This window comes from Rhodoferax bucti (assembly GCF_005876985.1).
Taxonomy (GTDB): domain Bacteria; phylum Pseudomonadota; class Gammaproteobacteria; order Burkholderiales; family Burkholderiaceae_C; genus Allorhodoferax; species Allorhodoferax bucti.
Genome location: NZ_VAHD01000001.1, coordinates 908,778 through 924,868, shown reverse-complemented (window position 1 = coordinate 924,868; position 16,091 = coordinate 908,778). Strand labels below are relative to the sequence as shown.

14 protein-coding genes are annotated in these 16,091 nt (G+C 62.6%); 7 read left to right on the top strand and 7 right to left on the bottom strand.

Translation table 11 applies throughout. From position 1 onward, the window contains the following. Window positions 1-31: 31 nt before the first annotated feature. Both FDM28_RS04425 and FDM28_RS04420 read right to left on the bottom strand, forming a co-directional pair. Complete coding sequence (locus tag FDM28_RS04425) at window positions 32-1,066, bottom strand: LacI family DNA-binding transcriptional regulator (RefSeq protein ID WP_138513412.1); 1,035 nt, start codon at window positions 1,064-1,066, stop codon at window positions 32-34. A 55-nt stretch (window positions 1,067-1,121) separates the two neighbouring features. Further along, entirely contained in the window at window positions 1,122-2,318 is a 1,197-nt protein-coding gene (locus FDM28_RS04420; RefSeq protein ID WP_138513410.1) for an acyl-CoA dehydrogenase, read from the bottom strand. A 198-nt stretch (window positions 2,319-2,516) separates the two neighbouring features. Here FDM28_RS04420 and FDM28_RS04415 point away from each other — a divergent pair, with 198 nt between their 5' ends. Genes FDM28_RS04415 through FDM28_RS04405 form a run of 3 tightly spaced genes read left to right on the top strand, consistent with a single transcriptional unit; the run spans window position 2,517 to window position 5,928 of the window. Further along, window positions 2,517-4,202, top strand: a complete 1,686-nt coding sequence (locus FDM28_RS04415; protein WP_138513408.1) for a flavin monoamine oxidase family protein — start codon at window positions 2,517-2,519, stop codon at window positions 4,200-4,202. Window positions 4,203-4,207: 5 nt separating this feature from the next. Continuing rightward, entirely contained in the window at window positions 4,208-5,011 is an 804-nt protein-coding gene (locus tag FDM28_RS04410) for a carbon-nitrogen hydrolase family protein (protein WP_206021909.1), read from the top strand. An 8-nt stretch (window positions 5,012-5,019) separates the two neighbouring features. Then, a complete protein-coding gene (locus FDM28_RS04405) occupies window positions 5,020-5,928 on the top strand; it encodes a LysR substrate-binding domain-containing protein (protein WP_138513406.1) in 909 nt (302 codons plus the stop codon). Between the two features lie 70 nt (window positions 5,929-5,998). Here FDM28_RS04405 and FDM28_RS04400 read toward each other — a convergent pair whose 3' ends face one another. Next, window positions 5,999-7,012 carry a hypothetical protein gene (locus FDM28_RS04400; RefSeq protein ID WP_138513404.1) on the bottom strand — a complete coding sequence of 338 codons (1,014 nt, stop codon included), beginning with the start codon at window positions 7,010-7,012 and terminating at the stop codon, window positions 5,999-6,001. Between the two features lie 249 nt (window positions 7,013-7,261). Here FDM28_RS04400 and FDM28_RS04395 point away from each other — a divergent pair, with 249 nt between their 5' ends. The 4 genes from FDM28_RS04395 to FDM28_RS04380 all read left to right on the top strand — a co-directional run bounded on the left by FDM28_RS04395 (window position 7,262) and on the right by FDM28_RS04380 (window position 12,875). Then, window positions 7,262-8,623: an NAD(P)-dependent oxidoreductase gene (locus FDM28_RS04395; RefSeq protein WP_138513402.1), complete on the top strand. Its 1,362-nt coding sequence runs from the start codon at window positions 7,262-7,264 to the stop codon at window positions 8,621-8,623. Between the two features lie 27 nt (window positions 8,624-8,650). Further along, on the top strand, window positions 8,651-9,958 hold the full coding sequence (preA, locus tag FDM28_RS04390) for an NAD-dependent dihydropyrimidine dehydrogenase subunit PreA (RefSeq protein WP_138513400.1): 1,308 nt from the start codon (window positions 8,651-8,653) through the stop codon (window positions 9,956-9,958). A gap of 89 nt (window positions 9,959-10,047) precedes the next feature. Then, entirely contained in the window at window positions 10,048-11,490 is a 1,443-nt protein-coding gene (gene hydA / locus FDM28_RS04385) for a dihydropyrimidinase (protein WP_138513398.1), read from the top strand. Window positions 11,491-11,612: 122 nt separating this feature from the next. Next, the gene (locus FDM28_RS04380) at window positions 11,613-12,875 is read left to right on the top strand and encodes a Zn-dependent hydrolase (RefSeq protein WP_138513396.1); all 1,263 of its coding nucleotides are present in this window, start codon (window positions 11,613-11,615) and stop codon (window positions 12,873-12,875) included. A gap of 150 nt (window positions 12,876-13,025) precedes the next feature. On the opposite strand, the gene FDM28_RS04375 is transcribed toward FDM28_RS04380, so the two are convergent. From FDM28_RS04375 to FDM28_RS04360, 4 genes are all read right to left on the bottom strand, one after another. Continuing rightward, window positions 13,026-14,315 carry an ATP-binding protein gene (locus FDM28_RS04375; protein WP_138513394.1) on the bottom strand — a complete coding sequence of 430 codons (1,290 nt, stop codon included), beginning with the start codon at window positions 14,313-14,315 and terminating at the stop codon, window positions 13,026-13,028. A 90-nt stretch (window positions 14,316-14,405) separates the two neighbouring features. Continuing rightward, window positions 14,406-15,419, bottom strand: a complete 1,014-nt coding sequence (gene add / locus FDM28_RS04370) for an adenosine deaminase (RefSeq protein ID WP_138513392.1) — start codon at window positions 15,417-15,419, stop codon at window positions 14,406-14,408. Then, window positions 15,416-15,628, bottom strand: a complete 213-nt coding sequence (locus FDM28_RS04365; protein WP_138513390.1) for a DUF4287 domain-containing protein — start codon at window positions 15,626-15,628, stop codon at window positions 15,416-15,418. The genes add and FDM28_RS04365 overlap by 4 nt, the downstream gene beginning before the upstream one ends. Before the next feature lie 22 nt (window positions 15,629-15,650). Next, on the bottom strand, window positions 15,651-15,995 hold the full coding sequence (locus FDM28_RS04360; RefSeq protein ID WP_138513388.1) for a DMT family protein: 345 nt from the start codon (window positions 15,993-15,995) through the stop codon (window positions 15,651-15,653). Window positions 15,996-16,091 lie beyond the last annotated feature (96 nt).

The following is a 16,091-nucleotide window of genomic DNA, read 5'->3' as shown; positions in this document are numbered from 1 at the left end:
GCCGTTGGGGACCTACTGATTCAGGCCTGCATCAAGCCTGCCATTTTCGGGTGGTCTCGCGCACCATAAGCTCCAGCGGGGGCAACTGCACCGCATCTGCGGGGTAGCCCATCATGTCGAGCAGCATGCGTGCGGCATACAGGCCGACCTCGTACACCGGCTGGCGCACGCTGGTGAGCGGCGGGGTCATGAAGCTGGAAGTGGGCATGTCGTCAAAACCCACCAGCGATACGTCGTCCGGCACGCGCAAGCCGCGCTGGTACAACGCCAGGCGCGCACCTTGCGCCGTGTCGTCATTCGCGCAAAAAACCGCGCTAAAAGGCACACCGCTGTCGATCAGGCGCAGTGCCGCCAGGTGACCGCCTTGGTCGGTGAAATTGCCCCGCACCAGCAGGCGCGGGTCCGGGGTCACGCCGGCTTCGGCATGGGCCTGCAAATAGCCGAGGTAGCGGTCTTGCGCGTCGGCACGGTTCTCCACACCGGCAATATGGGCGATGCGGGTGTGACCCAGCGCCAGCAAATGCTGGGTGGCCAGGTAGCCGCCGAATTTCTGGTCCACATGGAGTGAGCGCAGCTTGGGCCCCTCCAGGGCCCGCTCGGTGATCACCACCGGTTGCTGGCGCGCCAGTTGCTGCACATCGGCATCGCTGATGTTGCTGGTGAGGATGATGAGGCCATCCACCCGCCGCGAGGTCAGCAGTTGGAGGCTGGCCAAGTCCGTTTCTGCGCTCCAGTGGCCGCTGACGATGATGGGCGAATGGCCGCTGGCCTCCAGCCCCACCTCAATGCCCTTGAGCGCGCGCGAGTAAAACTGGCTCTCAATCGACTGGGTGAGCACCCCCACCGTCATGGTGATGCCGGTCTTCAAACTGCGGGCGAAGATGTTAGGCCGGAACTGGAGCTGCGCAATCGCCGCCTCCACCGCCTCGCGCTTGGCCGGGGCCACGCGGGCAGTGCCGTTCAGGATGCGAGACACCGTGCTGGGCGACACCCCGGCAACCCGGGCCACGTCCAGCAGGGTGACGGCCTCTGTTCCGGAGGGCGAAGTGTCAAGGGTGGTGGTCATGGCGGGCGAGTGTATGCCATGCCTCCCCTGCCGCACCCGCCATGCCCGGCGCTATTCAGTTCGCAAACGCTGCAATGCCGGTGATGGCCCGGCCCAGGATCAGCGCGTGGATGTCGTGCGTGCCCTCGTAGGTGTTGACCACCTCCAGGTTCACCAGGTGGCGGGCCACGCCAAACTCGTCGCTAATGCCGTTGCCGCCCATCATGTCGCGCGCCATACGGGCAATGTCCAAGGCCTTGCCACAGCTGTTGCGCTTGAGGATGGAGGTGATTTCCACCGAGGCCGTGCCCTCGTCCTTCATGCGGCCCAGGCGCAGGCAGCCCTGCAGGCCGAGAGCGATTTCGGTTTGCATATCGGCCAGCTTCTTCTGGATCAGCTGGTTGGCGGCCAAAGGGCGGCCGAATTGTTTGCGGTCCAACACGTATTGGCGGGAGCGCGTCCAGCAGTCTTCGGCCGCACCCAGTGCACCCCAGGCAATGCCATAGCGCGCGCTGTTGAGGCAGGTGAAGGGGCCTTTGAGGCCGCGCACCTCGGGGAAGGCATTCTCTTCGGGGCAGAACACGCCGTCCATGACGATTTCGCCGGTGATGCTGGCGCGCAGGCCCACCTTGCCGTGGATAGCGGGGGCGGACAGGCCGGCCATGCCTTTTTCCAGCACAAAGCCGCGGATGGGGCCGACTGCACCTGACTCGGTGACTTCTTTCGCCCACACCACAAACACATCGGCCATCGGGCTGTTGCTGATCCACATCTTGGAGCCAGTGAGCTTGTAGCCGCCGGGCACCTTGTGGGCGCGGGTGGCCATGGAGCCGGGGTCGGAGCCGTGGTCGGGCTCGGTCAGGCCAAAGCAACCTATCCATTCGCCGGTGGCCAGCTTGGGCAGGTACTTCTGGCGCTGGGCCTCGGTGCCGAACTCGAAGATAGGCACCATCACCAACGAGGACTGCACGCTCATCATGCTGCGGTAGCCACTATCAACCCGCTCCACCTCGCGGGCGATCAGGCCGTAGGCCACGTAGTTCAGGCCGGGGCCGCCGTATTGCTCGGGAATCGTGGGGCCCAAGAGACCCAACTCCCCCATTTCCCGGAAGATGGCGGGGTCGGTGCTGCCGTCCCGGAAGGCCTGGGTCACGCGGGGGAGCAGCTTGTCCTGGCAGTAGGCAGCGGCGGCATCGCGCACCATGCGCTCGTCATCAGAGAGTTGGCTGTCCAGCAAAAAAGGGTCTTGCCAATTGAAGGCGGCTTGGCTCATGGAGTGCTCCGGCAGAAGAAAGGAATGCAGAGATCGTAGCCCCTGCATAGTGCCTGTGCAAGCAAGCGTTTTGCACACAGGCATGCGTTTAACTCATTTTTAAATCCAAAAAAACGCAGTTTTTGACGCTTTGACGCCGATGTATTGCATGCGGTGCATACCTATGACATAGTCCGCGCCAATTTGGAGAGCAATCCCATGAGCGACACCATCACGACAACAGCACCTGAAGTGCGCAAACCGGTCACCATCTTCGGCCCGGATTTCCCATTCGCGTTTGACGACTGGATCGCCCACCCCGACGGGCTGGGCCAGCTACCCGCACACCGCTTGGGCGAGGAGGTGGCCATCGTCGGAGCCGGCATGGCCGGCATGGTCGCCGCCTACGAGCTGATGAAGCTGGGCCTCAAGCCGGTGATTTATGAGGCGTCCAAGATGGGCGGGCGGCTGCGCTCGCAAGTCTTTGAAGGTACGCAGGATGTGGTGGCGGAACTGGGCGGCATGCGCTTTCCGGTCTCGGGCACCGCGTTCTACCACTACGTCCACCTGCTGGGCCTGGAGACCCGGGACTTCCCCAACCCCCTGACGCCCGCTTCGGGCAGCACAGTCATCGACCTGGAGGGTAACACCCACTACGCGCGCAGCCTGCAAGACCTGCCCCCGATCTTCAAAGAGGTGGCGGACGCCTGGGCCCAGGCACTCGAAGACGATGCTCGCTTCAGCGACATGCAAAACGCCATTCGCAACCGGGATGTGCCGGCGCTCAAGCGCATGTGGAATGCGCTGGTGCCGCTCTGGGATGACCGCACGTTTTACGACTTCATCGCCAACTCCAAAGCGTTTGCCAAGCTGTCCTTCCAGCACCGGGAAATTTTTGGTCAAGTGGGTTTTGGCACCGGCGGTTGGGACTCGGACTTTCCGAATTCCATGCTGGAAATCCTGCGGGTGGTGCTGACCAACTGCGATGACAACCAGCAGCTCATCGTAGGCGGGGCCGACCAGGTGCCTCACGGCCTGTGGCGCCATGCCCCCACCCAACTGGTGCACTGGCCGGCAGGCACTACCTTGCAAAGCCTGCACAGTGGCGCGACCCGTGCTGGGGTGGCCGCCATTGCCCGTGCAACGGATAGCCGACTTGCCGTGACGGACACCTGGGGCGATACGCGCCACTACAACGCGGTGCTGACCACCTGCCAGAGCTGGCTGCTCACCACCCAGATTGCGGTCGAAGAATCCCTTTTCTCCCACAAGATGTGGATGGCGCTGGACCGCACCCGCTACATGCAATCCAGCAAGACCTTTGTCATGGTGGACCGGCCATTCTGGAAAGACAAAGACCCGGAGACCGGCCGCGATGTGATGAGCATGACACTCACCGACCGGCTGACCCGCGGCACCTACCTGTTTGACAACGGGCCGGACAAACCGGCGGTGATTTGTCTGTCTTATGCCTGGATGGGCGACGCCCTCAAGATGCTGCCGCAAACCCCGGAGAAACGCGTCAAGCTGGCCCTGCAGGCCCTCAAGAAAATCTACCCCAAAGTGGACATTACCAGCCACATCATTGGCGATCCGATTTGCGTTTCCTGGGAGGCTGACCCCTACTTTCTGGGAGCCTTCAAGGGCGCATTGCCCGGGCACTACCGCTACAACCAGCGCATGTACGCCCACTTCAAGCAGGACCAGCTTCCACCGCAGCAACGCGGCATTTTCATTGCGGGGGATGACGTGTCTTGGACACCCGCTTGGGTGGAGGGCGCGGTGCAAACGTCCCTGAACGCAGTGTGGGGCATCGTGCAACATCTGGGCGGTCACACCCATGCCGCCAACCCCGGCCCCGGTGATGTGTTTGACACCTTGGGCCCGATGGCGCTCCCCGAATGACTGCCATGCGTGTACCTCTGAAACTGGCACTGTGGCAATGTGCCCCCGCTCCGCTGGATGTGCCGGGCAATCTGGAGCGGCTTGAAGCTGCAGCCCGCGAGGCCGCCAGTGCAGGAGCACAACTCCTGGTGTGCCCTGAAATGTTCATCACCGGCTACGCCATTGGTGCGTCGGCCGTGCAGGCCCTGGCCCAAGCGGCAGACGGGGCCTGGGCCGACGCCATGGCCGGCATTGCACAACGCCACCAAGTGGCGGTGGTGTACGGCTACCCCGAGCGCGGCGCGGACGGCCGCGTGTACAACGCAGCCCAATGGATCGATGCGTCGGGCCGGCGCTGCCTGAACTACCGCAAGGCCTATTTGTTCGGCGATCTCGACCGCAGCCAGTTTTCAGCCGAGGCGCAAAGCGCCCGGACCTTCGACTTCCATGGCTGGAAGATTGGCATGCTGATTTGCTACGACGTGGAGTTTCCCGAAGCCACCCGCGCACTTGCGCTGGCAGGTGCAGACTTGATCGCGGTGCCTACAGCCAACATGAAGGAGTACGACTTCGTGGCCCGCTCGCTGGTGCCGGTGCGCGCTTATGAGAACCAGTTGTTTGTGGCCTATGCCAATTTCACCGGCCCCGAGGGCGCACTGCACTACGGTGGCCTGAGCGTGGTGGCCGGGCCCGATGGCGCCACCCTCGCACAAGCCGGGCGCGAAGAAGCGCTGGTGTTTGCCACTCTCAACGATGAGCGGCTCACTGCCGCCCGCAACGCCGCGCAGCACGTTCGAGACCTGAAGGCCCTCTACAACCCACCGACTTAACCCGCCCCATGCGACGAAAAATACCCGCCACCCAAGCCTTGCTCTGTTTCGAGGCTGCGGCGCGCCACGAAAGTTTTACCCGCGCGGCCCAGGAGCTGTCGCTCACCCAAAGTGCCATTTCGCGGCAGATCACCACGCTCGAAGAGCTGGTGGGCATGGCGCTGTTCCGCCGCACGCGGCATGGTGTGGCGCTGACGAGTGCGGGCACGCGCTACGCCACCCAAGTCGCGTCCTGGCTGCGCGGGCTGGAGCAAGACACCCTGGACCTCATGTCCACCCGCGGGCATGGTGGCGCGGTGCAGTTGGCCAGCGTGCCCACCTTTGCAGCGCGTTGGCTCCTGCCGCGCTTGCCCGACTTTCACGCCCGACACGCCAACACGGTTGTGCACATTGAAACCCGTACCCGCCCGTTTCTGTTCAACGACACCTCGTTCGACGCAGCCATCTTCGCCTGCACCGAATTACAAATCCGCCATTGGGCAGGCACGCGCTGCTACCCGCTTTTGCAAGAACAGGTGGTTGCCGTGTGCAGCCCGGCCTTGCTGCGCGGGCGCAGGGCATTGAGTGCGGCAGACGTGGCTTTGCTGCCCCTGCTGCAACAAAGCACCCGGCCCGACAGCTGGCAAAGCTGGTTTTCGGCGCAAGGCATTGAAGCAGCCAACGCCTTTGCCGGGCCGCGCTATGAGCAGTTTTCGATGGCTTCGTCCGCTGCCGCCTGCGGAATGGGCGTGGCCTTGGTGCCACGCCTGTTGATAGAGGCAGAGCTGGCCCGGGGTGAGCTGGTGCTCGCGCACCCTGCTCCGCTGCCCGGTGAGCGGCACTACTACCTGGTGCTCCCGGAAAACACCGAGGCCGGCCCTGCGGTGGAGCTATTCAGCGAATGGCTTCAGGCAGTGTGCACGTCTGACACGCTGTAGGACACAAGCAAAAGCCGCGGGCATTGCTGCACCGCGGCTTCCAGGGCACGTCTTTTAATAGGCGTTTTGCTTAAGGCTGGCGCACGATCACCGGCTGAATGTTGAACAGGTTAGCACTGCCCGGCTCCACCCCCACCTTCACCCAGTGCAGGCTGGGGCTGCCGAAGGTTTGCAGGCGCGTGAGGTTGGGTAGCAACTTGGCAGGGCTGTAGAGCGGCTTGTCCACCTTGAAGAAGTGCGTGTCACCATGCACCAGCAGCACTTGGCCTTTAAAGCTTTCGGTCTGCTTCACCACCGCCGCCATGAAGGCGCGGTAGCCACTGAACTGGGGCAGCTGGCTTTCATCCGCCTCTTCGGTTTCGGGCCAGTCGAATCCGGGGTCGGCCTGGATCACCAGCACCACGCCCTCGGCCTTGTCGGCGCGGGCTTTGGCAAAGGTGGACTCTACCCACTGGATGTTGGCGCCGTCGCGCTCCAGATACTCCGCATTGGCCGCATCGCACTGCGCGGCGTTGCGGGCGCTCTTGGCGGTGCATTCCTTGGCGCTCATGATGACGTTGTTATTGCTACCGGGCACGTTGATGCCGGCAAACACCACAGGGCCCATGCTGAAGCGGGTGTTCTCCACATACTTCTCGCCCAGCTTGCCCTGATGCTCCAGCGGCAAGGTGGTTTGGCCCAGGCTGTTGAGCGTGGGGTACATCACTTTGCGCAAGTGGGCCAGGCGCTCCAGCGCGTCAAAGCCGCCGTTGTTGGTGCGGTGGCAGTCGGTCCACTCGTTGTCGCCGGGCACATAGACCACCGGCTTTTTCATGCCGCCAAACATCTTGAGGGCGTCGGTGTAAATCTCGTTGGAGCAAGTGGAGCTGCCGTCCTTGATGTCGCCGTCGTAAATGGAAAACGCGATATCAGCGGCATTGATGCTGGCCAGCACGGCCGGCAGCTTGGTGTCGTCGCCCGCCTTTTTGTAAGGCATGTCGCCCCACAGGCCAAAGCTGTAGCTGTTCACAGGCGTGCCCGGTGCAGTGGCGCAGGCACTCAGGCTGGCAGCAAGCGCCAGGGCGGACAAAAGACGAAGAGACATGGAGAACTCCAATAAAGACAGCCTGCCACTGTCTCCGCCCCGTGTGACAAAGGCATGACAGGCGCGCGACACCCGACCCATGCCCCGCAAGCGTGCAAGCCGGCAACGGCCCGCACCCCACACCGGTGCAATCTGCCCGACCAACGGGCTGTTTTATGGTGCAAACCCCTAGTTACAGCGTGGCACGTCGATTGCTAGCATGCAATCCATGACTTGACCAAACGGTCAGTTTTTTAAGGAGTAGCCCGCGTGTCCACCCCCTCTACCTCTCCCGACGTTCGTGCAGGCCGCCTCGCCAGCGAGGAATACGCCCAACGCTTTGCCGACGCCACCCCGCGCTTTACGCACACCCAGGCCCTGCTGGAAGCCGAGCGCTGCCTCTATTGCTATGACGCGCCCTGCGCCACGGCCTGCCCCACCAGCATTGATGTGCCCTCCTTCATCAAGCGCATTGCAGACGGCAATCTGCGCGGCTCGGCCCACACCATTCTGGAGAGCAACCCCTTGGGCGGCATGTGCGCCCGTGTGTGCCCCACCGAAAACTTGTGCGAAGCCGTCTGTGTGCGCAACACCCAGGAAGACCGGCCCGTGGCCATCGGCCGCCTGCAGCGCCACGCCGTCGACGCACTGATGGAAAGCGCCAAGCCCCAAGTCTTTACCCGCGCCCCCGCCACCGGCAAAAAAGTGGCCGTGGTGGGTGCCGGCCCCGCAGGCCTGGCCTGCGCCCACACCTTGGCACGCCACGGGCACGACGTGGTGGTGTTCGACGCCAAGCCCAAGGCCGGCGGCCTGAACGAATACGGCCTGGCCAGCTACAAAACGCCCGACAACTTTGCCCAGCGCGAAATCGCCTGGCTGCTGGACATTGGCGGCATCACCATTCAAAACCAGTGGAAGCTGGACACCGTGGCGCAGTTGAACACCTTGCGCAAGGACTTTGATGCCGTCTTCCTCGGCATGGGCTTGGCCACCACCCAGGCGCTGGGCGTGCCCGGCGAAGCCCTGCAAGGTGTGCAAGACGCGGTCGACTTCATTGCCACCCTGCGCCAGACGGAAGACAAAGCCACCCTGCCCGTGGGCCGCCGGGTGATCGTGATTGGCGGCGGCATGACCGCGGTAGACGCCGCCGTACAAAGCAAGCTGCTGGGGGCCAAGGTGGTGCACATGGTGTACCGCCGGGGTGCAGACACCATGAGTGCCTCCAAAGACGAGCAGGAATGGGCCCAAACCAACGGCGTGGTGCTGCACCAGTGGCTGGCGCCGGTCGAAATCCTGGGTCACGAGGGTGCCCACAGCGGCCAGGTGCGCGCCGTGCGCTTTGCCGAGCAGGCCCTGGTGAACGGCAAGCTCGCCCCCACCGGCCGCGAAATCACCTGGGAGGCCGACACCGTGCTCAAAGCCATCGGCCAGAAGCTGGGCAACCCGGTGTTGGCCGAGGCCGGCCTCACCCTGCGCGACGGCAAGATTGCTACCGATGCCGCAGGCGCCACCAACCTGCCCGGTGTATGGGCCGGCGGCGACTGCCGTGCCGGCGGCCTGGACCTGACCGTGGAAGCCGTGGAGCACGGCAAGCAAGCCGCACTGGCCATTCACGCAACCCTTTCGGCCTGAGCGGCCATCGACTTTCGGAGAAACACCATGGCCAATCTGGAAACCACCTTCTGCGGCGTCAAAAGCCCCAATCCCTTCTGGCTCGCCTCGGCTCCGCCGACCGACAAGGCCTACAACGTCAACCGCGCCTTTGAGGCCGGCTGGGGCGGCGTGGTCTGGAAGACCTTGGGCGAAGCCGGCCCACCGGTTGTCAACGTGAATGGCCCCCGCTACGGCGCGTTGCTGTCCGCCGACCGCCGGCTGAACGGCTTCAACAACATCGAGTTGATCACCGACCGCGACCTGGAGCTCAACCTGCGCGAAATCACCGAGGTCAAGCGCAACTGGCAGGACCGCGCCATGATCGTCTCGCTCATGGTGCCCTGCGAAGAAAAGAGCTGGAAAGCCATCCTCCCCCGCGTGGAAGACACCGGCGCCGATGCCATTGAGCTCAACTTCGGCTGCCCCCACGGCATGAGCGAACGCGGCATGGGCGCCGCCGTAGGCCAGGTGCCCGAGTACATCCAGATGGTCACCGAGTGGTGCAAGCAGTACAGCAAGCTGCCGGTCATCGTGAAGCTCACCCCCAACATCACCGACATCCGCAAGCCCGCGCAGGCGGCCAAGCGCGGTGGGGCTGATGCGGTGAGCCTGATCAACACCATCAACTCCATCATGGGCGTGGACCCCTACACGCTCACCATGTCGCCCTCCACCGGCGGCAAGGGCAGCCACGGTGGCTATTGCGGCCCGGCCGTGAAGCCGATTGCCCTGAACATGGTGGCCGAGATTGCCCGCGACCCGCTCACCGCCGGCCTGCCCATCAGCGGCATTGGCGGTATTGGCAACTGGCGCGATGCGCTGGACTTCATCGCTTTAGGCAGCGGTACGGTGCAGGTGTGTACCGCCGCCATGGTCTACGGCTTCAAGATCGTGCAGGAGATGGAAAGCGGCCTCTCGAACTACATGGACGAGATGGGCTTCAAAAGCGTGAGCGAGATTGTGGGCAAGGCCGTGCCCACGGTGAGCGACTGGCGCTACCTCAACCTGAACCACATCAGCAAAGCCGTCATCAACCAGGACAGCTGCATCCAGTGCGGGCGCTGCCACATCGCCTGCGAAGACACCAGCCACCAGGCCATCACCTTGGAGAAAGACGGCAAGCGCCACTTCGAGGTGAAAGAGGACGAGTGCGTGGGCTGCAACCTGTGCGTGACCGTGTGCCCCGTGCCGGACACCATCACCCTGCGCGACCTGGCACCCGGTGAAGTAGACCTGCGCACCGGCAAGACCGTGAGCGCCGAGCACGCCGACTGGACCACCCACCCCAACAACCCCATGCGGGCAACTGCCTGAACGGACTTGCAAGGCTGGTACTTAGGCATAAAAATGACTTCCAGCCCTCGGTTTTATTGCGCAAGCAGCTATTGTTTTAGGAGCAATTCATGAGCACTCTGTTTATCCGTGGCGGTACGGTGGTCAACGCCGACCGCGCCTTCAAGGCCGATGTGATCACGCAGGACGGCAAGATTGTGGCCGTGGGCGAGAACCTGACGGCGCCCGCGGGCGCCACCACGGTAGACGCGGGCGGCCAGTACGTCATGCCCGGCGGTATCGACCCGCACACCCACATGCAGCTGCCCTTCATGGGCACGGTCACCATGGACGACTTCTACACCGGCACGGCAGCCGGTCTCGCGGGCGGCAACACCACCATCATCGACTTCGTCATTCCTGACCCCAAAGAAAACATCCTGGACGCCTACCAAAAATGGCGTGACTGGGCCGAAAAGTCGGCGTCGGACTACAGCTTCCACGTCGCCATCACCTGGTGGGACGAAACCGTGCGGCGCGACATGGGCACGCTGGTGCAGCAAGAAGGCGTCAACAGCTTCAAGCACTTCATGGCCTACAAAAACGCCATCATGTGCGACGACGAAACGCTGGTGAACAGCTTCAAGCGTTCGCTGGAGCTGGGCGCCATGCCCACCGTGCACGCCGAAAACGGCGAGCTGGTCTACCTGCTGCAAAAGCAAGTGGCCGAGATGGGCATCAAGGGCCCCGAAGGCCACCCGCTGTCGCGCCCGCCCATGGTCGAAGGCGAAGCCGCCAACCGCGCCATTGCCATTGCCGATGTGCTCAATGTGCCCATCTACGTAGTGCACGTGAGCTGCATTGAAGCGGCCGAGGCGATTGCCCGTGCCCGCGCACGCGGTCAGCGCGTGTACGGCGAGGTGCTGGCCGGCCACCTGGTGCTGGACGACAGCGTCTACCGCCACCCCGACTTTGCGACGGCAGCTGCCCACGTGATGAGCCCGCCCTTCCGGCCCAAGGGCAATAGCGAATTTTTGTGGCGCGGCCTGCAAAGCGGCAACCTGCACACCACCGCCACCGACCACTGCACCTTCTGCGCTGCGCAAAAGGCCGCAGGAAAAGATGATTTTTCAAAGATCCCCAACGGCTGCGGCGGCGTGGAAGAGCGCTTGGCCGTGATCTGGGATGAAGGCGTGAACACTGGGCGTTTGACCCCCAGCGAGTTTGTAGCGGTCACGTCTGCCAACACGGCCAAGCTGTTCAACATCTATCCGCAAAAGGGCAGCGTGTCAGTTGGCGCCGATGCCGACCTGGTAGTGTGGGACCCCGCAGGTACCAAGACTATGTCGGCCAAGACGCAGTTCAGCAAAGGCGACTTCAACATCTTCGAAGGCCGCACGGTCAAGGGCATTCCGAGCCACACGGTGAGCCAAGGCGAGCTGGTGTTTGTGCAGGGCGATCTGCGCGCCGTACAGGGCAAGGGCCGCTACATCAAGCGCCCGGCCTTCAATGACAACTTCTCCGCCAGCCGCCTGCGCGCCGAGACGCTGGCTCCCACTGCTGTCAAACGCTAAGAGGCTGGCCTGCTGGAGTGCGTATAGCCGAGCGGCTCATGCTGCCAAACGCGCAGAAATCGCCGCCCGGCTATACGCACTCCAGCGACACGTAGCGTTATTTGTTTAGGAAGGAATTCGACATGACAACCGCCACCGCACTCGACATCGACAAGATCCGCATCAACGGCGAGCGCCTCTGGGGCTCGCTGATGGAGCTGGCGCAGATTGGCGCCACGCCCAAAGGCGGCGTATGCCGCCTGACGCTGACGGACCTCGACAAGCAAGGCCGCGACTTGGTGACCCGCTGGGCCCGTGAGGCGGGTATGACCGTCACCATCGACAAGATTGGTAACGGCTTCATGCGCCGCCCGGGACGCAACAACAGCCTACCGCCCATCATGACCGGCAGCCACATCGACACCCAGCCCACCGGCGGTAAGTTCGATGGCAACTATGGTGTGCTGGCGGGCATTGAGGTGGTGCGCACCCTGAACGACCTGGGCATAGAAACCGAAGCGCCGATCGAAGTGGCCTTCTGGACCAACGAAGAAGGCAGCCGCTTTGTACCGGTGATGATGGGCTCGGGCGTGTTTGCCAAGGCCTTCACGCTGGAGCATGCGTATGCCGCCACAGACACCGAAGGCAAGAGCGTGAAGGGTGAGCTGGAGCGCATTGGCTACATCGGTGACCAAGAACCCGGCGACCACCCGATCGGCGCGTACTTTGAGACGCACATCGAACAAGGCCCGGTGCTGGAAGACAACGACGTGACCATTGGCGTGGTCAGCGGCGTGCTGGGCATTCGCTGGTTTGACTGCACCGTCACCGGCATGGAAGCCCACGCCGGCCCCACGCCGATGGCGCTGCGCAAGGATTCGCTCTTGGCCGCCACGCGCATCATGCAAGACGTGGTGGCCGCCGCCCATCGCCACCCGCCGCATGGCCGCGGCACCGTGGGCATGGTGCAGGTGTTCCCCAACAGCCGCAACGTCATCCCTGGCCGGGTGAAGTTCAGCATCGACCTGCGCAACAGCACCGACGCGCTGGTGGACCAGATGGCCGACGAGGTGAAAGCCTTTGCCGCCAAGGTGGGCCAAGAGCACGGCGTGGATGTGAAGATCGAAATGGTGTCCAGCTACAACGCCATCCAGTTCCACGAGAACTGCGTGGACGCCGTGGGCCGCGCCGCCAAGAAGCTGGGCTACAGCAACATGCCCGCAGTCTCAGGCGCCGGCCACGACGCTGTCTACATGGCCAAGCTGGCCCCCAGCGGCATGATCTTCATCCCCTGCAAAGACGGCATCAGCCACAACGAGATTGAGGATGCGAAGCCGGAGCACATCACCGCCGGGTGCAATGTGTTGTTGCATGCGATGCTGGAGCGGGCTGGGGTGGTCAGCTAAGTTGCGCAGCAACCACCCAAAAAGCGCCGCGGGGACTTATACCCGCGGCGCTTTTTTTAATAGGTATGCCGTTTTAGCGCGACAACCAGACGAGCAAATTGGGAGCCGTTGCAGCTACTCAAGAATGCCTGCTATCGAGCGCATTCCGACCTACTCCACATCCGACAAGCACCTCTGCAAATCACTGTCAGACACTGTGGCGCCTCCTCTTTGTGCACAGTACAAAAAAGCGCAGAAAACTGCATTGGCAATTTGCGCACCGGTGAACGGATAACGTTCAGCGACGTCCTCAAACCGCACATCAGCATCTGTTTTGGCTTCTGGAAGGTAGATCTTCCACAGTTGAAGGCGCTGCCCAACGTCGGGCAACCCAAACCGCACTGCCATGTCCACGAGGCCGGACTCATCCGCGAAGGGCTGGCGCGACTCCAGCAAAGCCAAGCCTGCAAAGCTCGCCAAATGCATTCGCAGATGAGCAAAATTCGATGCCTGCGTCGCTGTCACCCCGTCGTCTTGAAGCAATCCGGCGTTCTCTATCAAAAGCATCCACTGGCGATTACTTGCCAGTTTGAAAACACGGTCTAGCCCACGCTGAGCGCAATCGGCATCCCACCCACCAATCAGCTTGAGGTCTAGTTTGTAAACGTCCGTTGCGGACTCCTTACCAAGCAAAAGTGCCGATAACGTCTTACCTACGCCGGCTGGTCCATGTAGCGAGACCCGCAGACCCTGCTCGCGATGTGGTGGACATCCCGGCATATGCATCAACGCAACACTACGTTGCAACCACAAGCGCAGTTGGCTCACTTGATTCAAGGTATGTTCACCGAGCACCAATGTTTCCCACGCCAAGGGGGTGCTCACACGCTGAGCGGGAAACTCGCTACTGAAGCTGGGTTTGGTCCCCTCTCCCATGCACAAACGGCTTAGCCATTCCGAACTGAGCGTCAGTCGCCCGCTGAGTGCAGGCTCACCCGAAGGGGAAGACTCCAATGCCAGTATTTCGTTCTGACAAAACGAATGACTGGGCCCCAAGATCTGCATGAGTGCAAAGCGTTTTTCTAAAGAGTTCCCCGCCAACAAGAAAGATGCCGTTTCGCCCGTAGGGATAAACCCACCATGCGCCACTCCTTTTGAACCGCCGAACTCTGTGAATCCACGATCAAGATTTTGATTGCGAACGAAGAACGCATCCAGAAGCTCTGGGCGCAAATGTGGGGCTAATGCGAGTGCAAGTACCAAACGTTCAGATTCCCCACATTGATACTGGTGGAGAACAGTTGCCAAAGCGCTACCCGACAACACTTTCGGGGGTGAAGGTATCGGTTGATCGGCCTCTTGTTCAAAATGCTGCTTGAACCGCGCATCCATGACGGCGGAAAGCCATTGCATTTCGGCTTCAAGAGCCTGTGCATGGAGACATTCATTCGGAGTAGACATCAAACCCATCTTTCATTGCTGTATGCGGATGAAGTCTACGTGCCTGCGGTGCACTCCGTACCCGCATGGTGAGGTAGTGTTAAATGGCCACTACCAACGACGAAGCTTCTCCAACAACCCCGCCTTCACATCCTCGTTCGCAAAACTAGCCTCAATCGAAGTCCGCGCCGCCTCCCGCGTCACTTCATCCGTCCACCCAAACGCCTGCCGACACAGCGCGTACTCCCCCACCAAACTCGCGCCCAGCAGCGCCGGGTCGTCGGTGTTGAGCGAGACACGCACACCCGCCTGCCGCAAGCGCTCAATCGGGTGCGCCTCAATCGACGGATACACCCCCAGCACCAGATTCGACGTGGGGCACACGCCCAGCGGGATCTGCCGGTCCGCCAGCATCTGCACCAGCGCCGGGTCGTCGATGGCGCGCACACCGTGGTCGATGCGATCGGCGCCCAGCAGGTCCACCGCGTCCCACACGCCTTCGGGGCCGCTGGATTCGCCCGCGTGCACGGTGCGGCGCAGGCCGGCGTTGGCGGCTTTGCGGAAGGCGTCTGCAAACCGGGGGCCGGTGCGGCCGGCGGCGGCTTCGTTGCCGTCTACCGACAGGGCCACCACGCGCGGGTGGCGCAGCGTCGTTAAAGTGTTCACTAGATCGATGGACTCGTCGGCCGACTGCGTGCGCAGTAGGCTGACGCACAACCCCACGTTGGGCAGGCCGTCTTGCTCCGCTGCGCTCAAGCCGGCGTGGATGGCGTCGAGCATGGGGCCCAGGCGGCCATGCCATGCGTGCCAGTGGGTCGGGTTGAAGATGACGTCGGCATAACCTGTGCCGTTAGCGGCCAGGCGCTGGCTGAGGCCGTAGCTCAGCTCCACCAAGCGGTCTTGCGTGCGGGCCAGGCCGCAGGCCAGATCCAAGAAGCCCAGAAAGTCCGCTAGGCCCGAGAACTTGAACAAGTCTTCTTGCGGGCGGGGCAAGGCCACGCCTTCGCTCTTGGCCCATTGCGCAATCAGCGCAGCTTCAAAGCAGCCCTCCAGGTGCAGGTGCACCTCGGCTTTGGGCAGGGCTTTGAGGCGTGCCGCCTCTGCGGGTGCAAGGGGCGCGCTCACTGGGCGACTGCCAGGCAATGCGCCACGATGGCATTGGCGTGGCCGTGGCCCAGGCCGTGCTCGGCCTTGAGCCAAGCCACGATCTCCATGTGCTTCTTGCCCTGCTGCTGTTTCACCAAGTTAAACCAGTGGGCCATGGGGTGGCCGTAGGTTTTCTCGATGGAGGGGAAGTAGGACGCGGGGCCTTTGACTTTCTCGGGTGCTGTCATGGAAAACTCCTTGCCCTGCTTTTTACGCTGCCGGCGCCTTGAAGGCAAACGCAAAAAATGCGGCGCCCCCCAGGCACACAAATGCGGCCACGTAGTTCCACGCGAACTTCTCTTTCAGCACCAGCACCGCAAAGCCGAGGAAGACGCTCAGCGTCACCACTTCTTGCAGGATCTTGAGCTGAAAGCCGGAGAACACGCCGTAGCCCAAGCGGTTGGCGGGCACTGCCAGGCAGTACTCAAAAAAGGCGATGCCCCAAGACACCAAAATCACGCGCCACAGCGGCCAATCGTGACCGAACTTGAGGTGGCCGTACCAGGCAAACGTCATGAAGACGTTAGACAAAACGAGGAGGAGAAAAGTGCTCATGCGGCATTGTCTCTGAGACACGGCAAACACCCCTGCGCCGGCATTTTTTGCGTTTCGTCCCTATCATGGCTTGAACACCCCCCTTTACCCCGTAAG

Excerpts from the sequence above, each read along its gene's own strand:
- FDM28_RS04425 (WP_138513412.1), bottom strand. The coding sequence starts at position 1,066 with ATGACCACCACCCTTGACACTTCGCCCTCCGGAACAGAGGCCGTCACC.
- FDM28_RS04420 (WP_138513410.1), bottom strand. The coding sequence starts at position 2,318 with ATGAGCCAAGCCGCCTTCAATTGGCAAGACCCTTTTTTGCTGGACAGC.
- FDM28_RS04415 (WP_138513408.1), top strand. The coding sequence starts at position 2,517 with ATGAGCGACACCATCACGACAACAGCACCTGAAGTGCGCAAACCGGTC.
- FDM28_RS04410 (WP_206021909.1), top strand. The coding sequence starts at position 4,208 with ATGCGTGTACCTCTGAAACTGGCACTGTGGCAATGTGCCCCCGCTCCG.
- FDM28_RS04405 (WP_138513406.1), top strand. The coding sequence starts at position 5,020 with ATGCGACGAAAAATACCCGCCACCCAAGCCTTGCTCTGTTTCGAGGCT.
- FDM28_RS04400 (WP_138513404.1), bottom strand. The coding sequence starts at position 7,012 with ATGTCTCTTCGTCTTTTGTCCGCCCTGGCGCTTGCTGCCAGCCTGAGT.
- preA (WP_138513400.1), top strand. The coding sequence starts at position 8,651 with ATGGCCAATCTGGAAACCACCTTCTGCGGCGTCAAAAGCCCCAATCCC.
- hydA (WP_138513398.1), top strand. The coding sequence starts at position 10,048 with ATGAGCACTCTGTTTATCCGTGGCGGTACGGTGGTCAACGCCGACCGC.
- FDM28_RS04380 (WP_138513396.1), top strand. The coding sequence starts at position 11,613 with ATGACAACCGCCACCGCACTCGACATCGACAAGATCCGCATCAACGGC.
- FDM28_RS04375 (WP_138513394.1), bottom strand. The coding sequence starts at position 14,315 with ATGTCTACTCCGAATGAATGTCTCCATGCACAGGCTCTTGAAGCCGAA.
- FDM28_RS04365 (WP_138513390.1), bottom strand. The coding sequence starts at position 15,628 with ATGACAGCACCCGAGAAAGTCAAAGGCCCCGCGTCCTACTTCCCCTCC.
- FDM28_RS04360 (WP_138513388.1), bottom strand. The coding sequence starts at position 15,995 with ATGAGCACTTTTCTCCTCCTCGTTTTGTCTAACGTCTTCATGACGTTT.